The sequence below is a fragment of the Marinobacter sp. genome, from assembly GCF_041690615.1.
In the GTDB taxonomy this organism is placed as follows: Bacteria; Pseudomonadota; Gammaproteobacteria; order Pseudomonadales; family Oleiphilaceae; genus Marinobacter.
Window position 1 is genome coordinate 1 of the sequence record NZ_JAWLGY010000039.1, and the last position, 10,444, is coordinate 10,444.

Here is a 10,444-nt window from a genome sequence, read left to right on the forward strand (position 1 = left end):
TGACTGTCGAACTGCCATAGATCACCGTGCCATAAACCCGTTCGGCCAGGTTGCGATAGGCGTCCAGCTGCGACGCCCGACGGGCCATCAGGCGCTTGCCGGTACTGAGCCGGTCACTGGCTGCGTCTTCATAGGTGCCGAAACCGCTGACTCGGACCACGATTGGGTCAAAGCGGCTATCATCCTCGCTTCCTGAATGATAATAGCCGCCATGCATGCAGCCGCTCAGCACGATCAAGCCGACGACGGCCATTAACACTGATTTCATGAACAAGACTCCGGTTAAACTGCCAGATGCTTTCACAGGCTTATGAAAGATCTGTTCCAACTTTTCTAACATACTGCTTTAATTATCTTTCCCATAACAACTGCGAGCATTCACCGACGACAGCGGCAAAGGCTGGCCGCCCCCTTGGCCCGCGCCAAGGCCCAACTGGGCTACATGCGTGCCCCGTAGTTTTGCCTGTAACCCGGCACGGCTTCATAATCCCCGCACTGATGACCAAGACAGAGAGGACCTGGTCCCATGAAAATCTATCTGGTTGGCGGCGCGGTCCGGGACGAGTTGCTCGGCATAGCGGTCAAGGACCGGGACTGGGTGGTGGTCGGGGCCACACCCGAGGCAATGCTTGCACTGGGCTACAAGCAGGTAGGCGCTGACTTTCCTGTTTTCCTGCACCCGGAAACCCGTGAGGAGTACGCTCTGGCCCGCACTGAGCGCAAGCAGGGCCACGGCTACCACGGTTTCAAGGTGTACAGCGCACCGGACGTTACCCTGGAGGAGGACCTCAAGCGCCGGGACCTGACCATTAATGCCATGGCGCAGGCAGAAGACGGCTCCCTGGTGGATCCCTTTGGCGGCCGGAACGATCTGGAAAGCCGTAAGCTGCGGCATGTTTCCGACGCCTTCTCCGAAGACCCCTTGCGCATACTGAGAACGGCCCGTTTTGCGGCGAGGTTTCATCATCTGGGTTTCCGGGTAGCCGATGAAACCATGGCCCTGATGCGGCAGATGGTTACGGACGGAGAGGTACAGCACCTGGTGCCAGAGCGGGTGTGGCAGGAGATCCAGCGTGCCCTGCATGAGGTCACCCCGGTGACGTTCTTTGAGGTACTCAGGGCCACCGGGGCTCTTGGCATCCTCATGCCGGAACTGGTGGGAGACGAGGAGGCCTTCGGCAAGGCCATGGCGGCCCTGGCCGCTACCGCTGAAAAGGGGCTGGCCACAGAGTGCCGTTTTGCCGCCCTGCTCCATCCCCTTCCCCCGGCTGAGGCACCGAAACGGGCCGCAGCGCTGAAGGCGCCCAATGATTGCCGGGACCTGGCGCGGCAGGTGGTTGAGTTGGCTCCGGAGGTCCGGGAACGACCTTTGTCAGCAGAGCGGGTGCTTGAACTGTTTAACCATGCGGACGCGTGGCGACGGCCTGAAAGGTTTGGTCTGCTGTTGCAAACCCTGACCTGTCTGCCGGAAGGCCTGGAAATTGAGGCTAGCCGTACCCTGGAACGTGCATTGGAGGAGGCCCGTGCAGTGGATGCCCGGTCGTTGATGGCCAAGGGGTTCAAGGGCAAGGAGCTTGGTGAGGCTATTGGGCGGGAGCGGCTTCGGGTGATTACCCTGACGCTTGAATAGGGATCTCGCAACCTGCCGGATATCAGTGTTCAGGCATGGGTGACGGGGTGCTGGGTTTTCTCCCAGCCTGTGAATTTGGGAGCAGGAGGGCTCGGGTGGTTGGCTTTTCTTCACCGCAATTCACGGTCCGTCCCTGGACCGGCCTTGCTCCGCGCCTTCCCTGGCGCTGTTACGAAAAGCCAACCACCCAATCCCTCTTACCGACCTCCCGGTATCCGCCACTCTGTTCTCCGGTCACTCTTGTGCCGCAATTCAAGGAGTTCCGCCAAAACCCGCTGGATAAATGTCGAGCTGCCCCTTTTTCAGAATCAGCTTCCCATTGGGGCCAGTGGCTCAATTCGGATAGAATCACCCTTCTTGTTTGCGAATAGCAGCCAACTTCTGACGGTATCCGGCAGGGGGCCTTTCGGAGCAGGGCCATGGATGGCCCGGTGCAAGGTCGGTACAGGACGTATCGTGAATTGCAGCGGAGAAAGGCCCCCTGCCGGGTGCCGCGCCCCCGGGCCCAGCAGTCTTGGGGGAGAACCAATAAACGGAGACACCCCCAAAATGCAAGACGTCGTCATAGCAGCAGCAAAACGCACCGCCATCGGAACCTTCGGTGGCTCCCTTTCCAGCCTGAGAGCGGACCAGCTGGGTACCACCGTTATCAAGGCATTGCTGGAAGAGACCGGCGTTGCTGCCGACCAGATTAATGAAGTCATTCTCGGGCAGGTACTGACCGCCGGTTGCGGCCAGAACCCGGCACGTCAGTCGGCCATCAATGCCGGCATTCCCGCGTCCGTGCCCGCCATGACCATCAACAAGGTCTGTGGCTCCGGCCTCAAGGCCGTGCACATGGCCGTTCAGGCCATCCAGTGCGGCGATGCCGACATGATCCTGGCCGGTGGCCAGGAAAGCATGAGCCAGTCGCCCCACGTGGTGCCCAATAGCCGTAATGGCCAGCGCATGGGCAACTGGACCATGATCGACACCATGATCAACGACGGCCTGATGGACGCCTTCAATGATTACCATATGGGTGTAACGGCGGAGAACATTGTCGAGAAATACGGTATCAGCCGTGACGAGCAGGACGAGTTCGCGGCAGCCTCCCAGCAGAAAGCCGCGGCCGCCCGGGCCGAAGGCCGTTTTGACGGGCAGATCGTCCCCGTGACCATCCCCCAGCGCAAGGGCGACCCGATTGTGGTGGACCAGGACGAAGGCCCCCGGGATGGCACTACCGCTGAAGGCCTGGGCAAACTCAAGCCCGCGTTCAAGAAAGATGGCACCGTGACCGCAGGTAACGCCTCATCCCTGAACGATGGCGCGGCAGCCGTGCTGGTTTGCAGTGCCGCCAAGGCCCAGGAGCTGGGCCTGACTCCGCTGGCGGTCATCAAGGGCTACGCCAATGCTGGCGTGGACCCGTCCATTATGGGCACAGGCCCCATTCCCGCCAGTCAGCGCTGCCTTCAGCGTGCCGGCTGGACTGTGGATGACCTGGACCTGATCGAAGCCAACGAGGCCTTCGCCGCCCAGGCTATTTCGGTCAACCGCGATCTGGGCTGGGACACCAGCAAGGTGAACGTCAACGGTGGCGCCATCGCCCTGGGGCACCCCATCGGCGCTTCCGGCTGCCGTATCCTGGTCACCCTGCTGCACGAAATGCAGCGTCGTGATGTGAAGAAAGGCCTGGCCACCCTGTGCATCGGTGGTGGTATGGGCGTCGCCCTGGCGGTCGAGCGCTGATTCCGTCGGTGCTCAATATCGTGCTCTACGAGCCGGAGATACCGCCCAACACGGGCAATATCATCCGGCTCTGCGCCAACACCGGCTGCCGCCTGCATCTGATCGAACCCCTGGGTTTTACCCTGGAGGACAAGCAGATGCGTCGCGCCGGGCTGGATTACAGCGAGTATGCCAGCGTTGCAGTGCACGCCAGCTACCAGGCTTTTCTGGAAAGCGAGCAGCCAAAGCGGCTGTTCGGGCTGACCACCAAAGGCAGTTGCCCGTACCATCAGGTTACCTTCGAAACAGGGGACTACCTGATGTTCGGGCCGGAGACCCGGGGCTTGCCGGAGGGGGTCCGGGACGGGCTGCCGGCGGATCGTCGGCTCCGCATTCCCATGCTGCCCCACAGCCGCAGCCTGAACCTCTCCAACGCGGCTGCTGTGGTGCTTTACGAAGCCTGGCGCCAGCTGGGCTTTGACGGCGCAAGCTGAAAGCAAACCAGACTCTCACAAAAAAACCGGCTGCAACGAGCCGGTTTTTTTGTAGCGCGAAGACAGGTGCCTCAGTGGGTCTGCTGACCCTCCGGTGAGGCCTCGCCCTGCTGCTTCTGCTCTTCCTGTTTGCGCTTCACTGCCTGGGCAAAGATGGCATCAAAGTTCACCGGTGCCAGCATCAGGGCCGGGAAGCTGCCCTTGTTGACCACGCTGTCGATGGTCTCACGGGCGTAGGGGAACAGCAGGTTCGGGCAATAGGCGCCCAGCATGGGCGGTACCTGCTGCTCGGGGAAACCGTTGAGCAGGAACACACCTGCCTGCTGGATTTCCACCAGGTACGCCACCTTGTCTTCCACCTTGGCGGTGATGGTGATGGACAGCACCACTTCGTACTGGGTGTCGCTCACCTTGTTGTGGGAGGTGTTCAGGTCCATATTCACGGACGGTTTCCACTGCTGCTGGAAAACCTCCGGCGCATTGGGAGATTCGAAGGACAAATCCTTCACATAAATACGCTGCAGCGCGAACTGGGGCTGGTTCTGGTTGGCATTTTCGTTGCTGCCGCCGGCAGCCTGCTGATCGTTCTCAGCCATGATCTTTCCTTATTTGCTTGTGCGTTCGGTTGTTATTTCTTCACCAGGGGAAGGTTGGATGCCTTCCAGTCGCCGATGCCGCCGCTGAGCCGTACCACATTGCTGTAGCCTTCGGCGTTGAGCTGCTTGACCGCCATGGCGGCATGCTGACCCATCTTGTCCACCACGATCACGGTCTTGTCCTGGTGCTTCTTCAATTCCCCGGCACGGTCCTTGATGGCGTTCAGGGGGATGTGGATGGAGCCGGTAATGCGCCCCTCATTGAATTCCTTGCGGTCGCGAATGTCCACCACTACGGCCTCATCGCGGTTGATCAGGTTCACGGCCTGTTGTGCGGATACCTTCTTGCCGCCACGGAGGCTCTCCAGGAAGAACAACGCCAGCAGCAGGGCCACAAAGATGGATACCAGAATGTAATGATTTACGACGAACTCAAACAACCGTTCCATGAACCTGTCCCGAAAGAATAATTTGGGCGGATTATACACACCCTCCGCCGGGGACAGAAGGCGGCGTCCATAGCCCGGCACACCCGATTCAGGTTAGAATTCACCCTCAAATTCCCCGGAGGCCCGGGAGCCGGTTCCAAAGCGTGTTCGGAGCCCGTCGCCGGCCCTCCACAACCACACCGGATTGAGTAATGACCAGCACTCGCAAGACGACGGCACTGATCATACTGGACGGCTGGGGCCACCGTGACCCTGCCGACGACAACGCCATCAGCCTGGCCAACACCCCGTTCTGGGACAAGGTCTGGGCCGAGCAGCCCAAAACCCTGATCAATACCTCGGGTATGTTTGTTGGTCTGCCCCAGGGGCAGATGGGTAATTCGGAAGTCGGCCACATGAACCTCGGTGCCGGCCGGGTGGTTTACCAGAGCCTCACACGCATCGACAAGGACCTTGAAGACGGCACCTTCAACGAGAATCCCGCCCTGTGTGCCGCCATCGACAAGGCGGTGACCAACGATGGCGCGGTCCATCTGATGGGCCTGCTGTCACCGGGTGGTGTGCACGCCCATGAAGACCACATTCTTGCGGCCGCCGAACTGGCGGCCAGCAAGGGCGCAAAGCGGGTCTATATCCATGCCTTCCTGGACGGCCGCGACATGCCGCCCCGCAGCGCCCGACCGTCCCTTGAGAAGGCGGCCACAAAGATGAAGTCCCTCGGTGTTGGCCGGGTTGCCTCCATTGTTGGCCGTTACTTCGCCATGGACCGGGACAATCGCTGGGACCGGGTGGAACAGGCCTACAACCTGCTGACCCAGGGTGAAGCGGAATTTACCGCCCCCGATCCCCTCAACGCCATCGATGAAGCCTACGAACGGGGCGAGAACGACGAGTTCGTCAAGGCCACCCGCATTCAGGGTAGCGACGAGCCGGACGCCACCATCAACGATGGTGATGCCGTTCTGTTCATGAACTTCCGTGCCGACCGTGCCCGTGAAATGACCCGCGCCTTCGTGGACCAGGACTTTGACGGCTTTGATCGCCGCAAGCATCCGGCCCTGGCGGATTTCGTGATGCTCACCGAGTATGCCGCCGATATCAAAACCTCCTGCGCTTACCCGCCCGAGCAGCTGAAAAACGGACTGGGGGAGTATGTGTCCTCCCTGGGCAAGACCCAACTGCGCATAGCGGAAACCGAGAAATACGCCCACGTCACCTTTTTCTTCAACGGCGGCCTGGAAACACCGTTTGAGGGTGAAGACCGCATCCTTGTGCCATCCCCCAAGGTGGCCACCTATGACCTGCAACCGGAGATGAGCGCACCGGAGGTCACCGACAAGCTGGTGGCGGCCATCAGGAGCGGCAAGTACGACCTGGTGATCTGCAACTACGCCAACGGCGATATGGTGGGCCATACCGGCAAGCTAGATGCGGCCATCAAGGCAGCCGAGTGCGTCGATCACTGCGTGGCACGTGTTGCAGAGGCACTGGAAGAAGTGGGCGGCGAAGCCCTGGTCACCGCGGACCACGGCAACTGCGAACAGATGACCGACCCCTCCTCCGGCCAGGTCCACACCGCCCACACGGTAGGCCCGGTGCCGCTGGTCTACATCGGCCACCGCCAGGTCTCCCTGAAGGACGATGGCGCCCTGAGTGACGTGGCGCCGTCCCTGCTGACACTGATGGGCCTGAAGCAGCCCGAAGAGATGACCGGCCACAGCCTGGTCGCGCTGGACCAGGGCTGAGGCCCGTTGAGGCGGATGAGGGTTAATGGCATCCCAGGCCTCATGACAGGCGCCACCGGGTTTCTCCGGCTGGCGCTTTTTGCGTTATTGCTCCCTGTCATGGCTCACGCCCAGGAACAGGTAACCCCGGCCCAGGTGGAAGCCCTCAGGAGAGATATCGCAGAGATCGACCAGTGGCTGTCAGAGGCGGAGGAAGATCGTTCGGAGCTGGAGCAGACACTGGCACGCACCGAAAAGGAAATCAGCCGGCTGACCCGGGAACGCCGGGAGTTACAGGAACAGCGCCGCCAGCAGGGCCGGGAACTGGAGGCCCTGGAAAAGCAGGAAAAGGAGCTTGACCAGGACCTGCGGGAACAGCGCACCGCCCTGAAACAGCAACTTCGCGGGGCCTGGATGGAAGGCCGGGCACCCGCCATCAAGGTACTGCTGAACGAGGCCAACCCCCAGGAAATTGCCCGCACCATGACCTATTACGAATACCTCAGCGGCGACAACCTGCAACGCCTGGAAACCTTCAACAACACCCTCGATGAACTCAGGGCCACCCGCCAGCGCAAACTGGAAGCCAGGGCCGAAGTGGTTCGTCTTGAGAAGGAAGCCGACCAGCGCCACCAGTCTCTTCAGTCCCGGAAGGCCACCCGGGAGGAAACCCTGGCCAGCCTTAAGCAGGACATCGCCGCCCGCCGTGATGAGCGCAGCAGCCTGGAAGCTGACCGCGAACGGCTGGAGAAATTGCTGAAAGAGGTGGAAGAAGCGATCGCAGACATTCCGTCGCCCTCGGAGAAGGAGCCGTTCAGCAACCGCCGGGGCGGCCTGGCCTGGCCGGCTGAAGGCCGGCTGGTGGCGGCATTCGGCGGCTCCATGGCCCAGGGACACCTGCGGCGCAACGGCATTCTAGTGAACACGGAAGAAGAGGCGGAAATCAAGGCGGTGCACTACGGTCGCGTGGTTTTCTCCAACTGGCTACGGGGCTTTGGCATGATGACCATCATTGACCACGGTGAAGGCTACATGACCCTGTACGGCCACAGTTCCAGTCTGCTGACCAGTCCCGGGGAATGGGTCCGGGCCGGGGAAACCATCGCGCTGGCCGGCCGGACCGGCGGCACCGAAGACCCTGCCGTGTATTTTGAACTTCGTCACAACGGCAAACCCCAGAACCCCATAGGCTGGCTCAAACGCCGGTAAAACAACGACTACCGGGCTTGTCCCCCGGGCTGACAAACGACGCCGGGGACGCCATACTGACCGGCGTAACGTCAAAAACCGGGTTGCTGTCGCAGTGCCTGGCATTTACTACAGGAACGCTGAATGAAACGGGTTATCCAAGGTCGTAAAACCACTCTTCTCGGCGGCTTGCTCGCCTTTTCCTGCCTGTACGGGGCCACTGCCACTGCCCAGGAACCCCAGCCGGTAGACGCCTCGTCACCCCATTCCGGCAAGTCCGGCGAAGAGGCCACCCTGCCCCTGGATGACCTGCGCAAATTTACCGAAGTCTTCAGCCGCATCAAAGAGGCCTACGTGGAAGAGGTCTCCGACCAGGAGCTGCTGGAGGATGCCATCAAGGGCATGCTCTCCGGCCGCGACCCACACTCAGCCTACCTGGAGCCCCAGGAATACGAAGAGCTGGAGGAAAGCACCACCGGCGAATTCGGCGGGCTGGGAATTGAAGTGGGCATGGAAGACGGCTTCGTCAAGGTGATCGCCCCCATCGACGACACCCCGGCACAGAAAGCCGGCGTACAGGCCGGCGACCTGATCATCAAGCTGGGTGATGAACCGGTAAAAGGCATGAGCCTGCAAGACGCGGTGACCCGCATGCGGGGCAAACCCGGCACCACCCTGACCCTGACCATCATGCGGGATGGCGAAAGCGCTCCGATCGAAATCGACGTGGAGCGGGCCATTATCAAGGTCACCAGTATCAAGTCCCGCATGCTGGAAGACGGTTATGGCTATGTGCGCATCACCCAGTTCCAGGATGAGACCGGCGGTCAGTTTGTCGAGGCCATCGAATCATTGATGGAAGAAAACGGCGGCGACCTGGACGGACTTATCATCGATGTGCGCAATAACCCGGGGGGCATTCTCCAGGCGGCCGTGGAAACCTCTGACGCCCTGCTGGATGAAGGCCTCATTGTCTATACCGAAGGACGCATCCAGAGCTCCCGCCTCCGCTTCAACGCCAAGGCCGGCGATGTGGCCAATGGCGCCCCCATTGTGGTGCTCATCAACGGTGGTTCAGCCTCTGCTTCCGAGATCCTTGCCGGTGCCCTGCAGGACCATGAGCGCGCCGTGATCATGGGCACCCGCTCCTTCGGCAAGGGCTCCGTACAGACAGTTATCCCGCTGGACGAGACCCACGCCATCAAGATGACCACGGCCCGCTACTTCACTCCGGACGGCCGCTCCATCCAGGCCCGCGGCATTGCGCCAGACATTGAAGTACGCCCGGCCACCCTCACTGAAATCGAAGGCGGTCCCTTCTTCAGTGAAGCCAGCCTTAGCGGTCACCTGGAAAACGGGGAGGGCGACCTTCGCGAGGAAGACCTGGAAGCCACCGGCAACCCGGCAATCGACCGGGACTACCAATTGCGGTCGGCCCTGAACCTGCTCAAGGGCATGGGCATTCTCAGCAAGCGGGGAGACAAGGCAAAGTGAGGCCTGGCATCACCCTCGCAGCGCTGGCGTTGTTCCTGATATCAACGCCCGGTGCTGCCGAGGACATTGACCAAGCGCCCACAACGGAGGGCTTACAGCCCACTATTGCCATCATCATTGATGACATGGGCGCCAACGCCTACGAAGGTCGTCGCCTGATCGACATGGATCAGCCCCTGACCCTGGCCTTCCTGCCCTACCGTCGTCACACCACCGAACTGGCAACCCGGGCACACCGCAACCACAAGGAAGTCATGCTCCACGCCCCCATGGACAATACCCGAAGCATCGGCCTGGGGGCCGGCGGACTGACCGTGGACATGGACAAACCCACCCTGACGAAAACCCTGCGCAGGGCCCTCCACGCCATCCCCCATGTGCAGGGCGTCAACAACCACATGGGCAGCCTGCTGACCCAGTTGCCCGAACCCATGGGCTGGGTCATGGAGGAACTGGACCACTACCCCCTCTACTTCGTCGACAGTCGCACCATCGCCACCACAGTAGCAGGCCAGGTCGCCGCCCAACGCAACATTCCCAGCCTCACCCGCGACGTCTTCCTCGACCACGAACAGACCGAGGAATTCGTCCACCAGCAGTTCCAGCAACTGATCCGCAAAGCCCGCAAAAACGGCACTGCAATCGCCATCGGCCATCCTCACCCGGTCACCGTCGACTACCTGGAGAAGGCCCTACCCGAACTGGATGAACAGGGCATCTCGGTAGCCACCGTCAGCGGCATCTGGGCCATACGGAACGGTAACCGGAGGATGTTTGCAGAGGGGGAAAAGCGGGAGATCGTGACGACGGTGGCCCACAAGTCGGAGTAACGACTTCCTCCCGGGCCAGTGAAGGCACAGAAGCTCTGGTATCAACATGTTGATAAGGCTTTCCGGGACCTTCAAAAACAGGGACGTTTTTGAAGAGCCTACAGGGAGGTATTCACGGCGCGTCCCGGAAAGCCTTATCGACCTGTGGGCGCCTTCACCCAAACCAACCGTCTTACAAGTCCTGGCCAAGTTAAAAGCGGTCTGAAGCTCAATCCCTGACCTCAATCCCCTGGGCCTTCATAAACGCCTTGGCCTCGGGAATCGTATGCTGTCCGAAGTGAAAAATCGACGCCGCCAGCACCGCATCGGCACCACCTTTGGTGACACCATCT

At 61.0% G+C, this 10,444-nt stretch carries 9 protein-coding genes and 2 pseudogenes; 7 read left to right on the forward strand and 4 right to left on the reverse strand.

The features are described from left to right. Positions 1-217 (reverse strand): annotated as a pseudogene (locus ACESMZ_RS16995) (hypothetical protein); the annotation flags it as partial. Between the two features lie 309 nt (positions 218-526). On the opposite strand from ACESMZ_RS16995, the gene ACESMZ_RS17000 reads away from it, so the two are divergent. From ACESMZ_RS17000 to trmL, 3 genes are all read left to right on the forward strand, one after another. Further along, the gene (locus ACESMZ_RS17000) at positions 527-1,630 is read left to right on the forward strand and encodes a multifunctional CCA tRNA nucleotidyl transferase/2'3'-cyclic phosphodiesterase/2'nucleotidase/phosphatase (protein ID WP_372957533.1); all 1,104 of its coding nucleotides are present in this window, start codon (positions 527-529) and stop codon (positions 1,628-1,630) included. A gap of 549 nt (positions 1,631-2,179) precedes the next feature. Continuing rightward, the gene (locus ACESMZ_RS17005; protein WP_372957532.1) at positions 2,180-3,358 is read left to right on the forward strand and encodes an acetyl-CoA C-acetyltransferase; all 1,179 of its coding nucleotides are present in this window, start codon (positions 2,180-2,182) and stop codon (positions 3,356-3,358) included. 8 nt (positions 3,359-3,366) lie between these two features. Next, positions 3,367-3,831 (forward strand): tRNA (uridine(34)/cytosine(34)/5-carboxymethylaminomethyluridine(34)-2'-O)-methyltransferase TrmL, encoded by a 465-nt coding sequence (gene trmL, locus ACESMZ_RS17010; RefSeq protein ID WP_372957531.1) that lies wholly within the window; start codon positions 3,367-3,369, stop codon positions 3,829-3,831. 71 nt (positions 3,832-3,902) lie between these two features. Here trmL and secB read toward each other — a convergent pair whose 3' ends face one another. Next, complete coding sequence (gene secB / locus ACESMZ_RS17015) at positions 3,903-4,427, reverse strand: protein-export chaperone SecB (RefSeq protein ID WP_372957530.1); 525 nt, start codon at positions 4,425-4,427, stop codon at positions 3,903-3,905. A 32-nt stretch (positions 4,428-4,459) separates the two neighbouring features. Next, the gene (locus ACESMZ_RS17020) at positions 4,460-4,876 is read right to left on the reverse strand and encodes a rhodanese-like domain-containing protein (RefSeq protein ID WP_372957529.1); all 417 of its coding nucleotides are present in this window, start codon (positions 4,874-4,876) and stop codon (positions 4,460-4,462) included. A 191-nt stretch (positions 4,877-5,067) separates the two neighbouring features. On the opposite strand from ACESMZ_RS17020, the gene gpmI reads away from it, so the two are divergent. The 4 genes from gpmI (at position 5,068) to ACESMZ_RS17040 (ending at position 10,112) form a co-directional block, all read left to right on the forward strand. Next, positions 5,068-6,621, forward strand: a complete 1,554-nt coding sequence (gpmI, locus tag ACESMZ_RS17025) for a 2,3-bisphosphoglycerate-independent phosphoglycerate mutase (RefSeq protein WP_372957528.1) — start codon at positions 5,068-5,070, stop codon at positions 6,619-6,621. 42 nt (positions 6,622-6,663) lie between these two features. Next, entirely contained in the window at positions 6,664-7,809 is a 1,146-nt protein-coding gene (locus tag ACESMZ_RS17030) for a murein hydrolase activator EnvC family protein (RefSeq protein ID WP_372957527.1), read from the forward strand. A 123-nt stretch (positions 7,810-7,932) separates the two neighbouring features. After that, entirely contained in the window at positions 7,933-9,282 is a 1,350-nt protein-coding gene (locus ACESMZ_RS17035; protein ID WP_372973062.1) for a S41 family peptidase, read from the forward strand. Next, entirely contained in the window at positions 9,279-10,112 is an 834-nt protein-coding gene (locus ACESMZ_RS17040; protein WP_372957525.1) for a divergent polysaccharide deacetylase family protein, read from the forward strand. Before ACESMZ_RS17035 ends, ACESMZ_RS17040 begins: the two co-directional genes overlap by 4 nt. Before the next feature lie 208 nt (positions 10,113-10,320). Here ACESMZ_RS17040 and ACESMZ_RS17045 read toward each other — a convergent pair. Then, a pseudogene (locus ACESMZ_RS17045) lies at positions 10,321-10,444 on the reverse strand (imidazole glycerol phosphate synthase subunit HisF); the annotation flags it as partial.

Bases quoted from the DNA above. Each gene is read 5' to 3' on its own strand.
- ACESMZ_RS17000 (WP_372957533.1), top strand. From the start codon at position 527: ATGAAAATCTATCTGGTTGGCGGCGCGGTCCGGGACGAGTTGCTCGGC.
- ACESMZ_RS17005 (WP_372957532.1), top strand. From the start codon at position 2,180: ATGCAAGACGTCGTCATAGCAGCAGCAAAACGCACCGCCATCGGAACC.
- secB (WP_372957530.1), bottom strand. From the start codon at position 4,427: ATGGCTGAGAACGATCAGCAGGCTGCCGGCGGCAGCAACGAAAATGCC.
- ACESMZ_RS17020 (WP_372957529.1), bottom strand. From the start codon at position 4,876: ATGGAACGGTTGTTTGAGTTCGTCGTAAATCATTACATTCTGGTATCC.
- gpmI (WP_372957528.1), top strand. From the start codon at position 5,068: ATGACCAGCACTCGCAAGACGACGGCACTGATCATACTGGACGGCTGG.
- ACESMZ_RS17030 (WP_372957527.1), top strand. From the start codon at position 6,664: ATGACAGGCGCCACCGGGTTTCTCCGGCTGGCGCTTTTTGCGTTATTG.
- ACESMZ_RS17035 (WP_372973062.1), top strand. From the start codon at position 7,933: ATGAAACGGGTTATCCAAGGTCGTAAAACCACTCTTCTCGGCGGCTTG.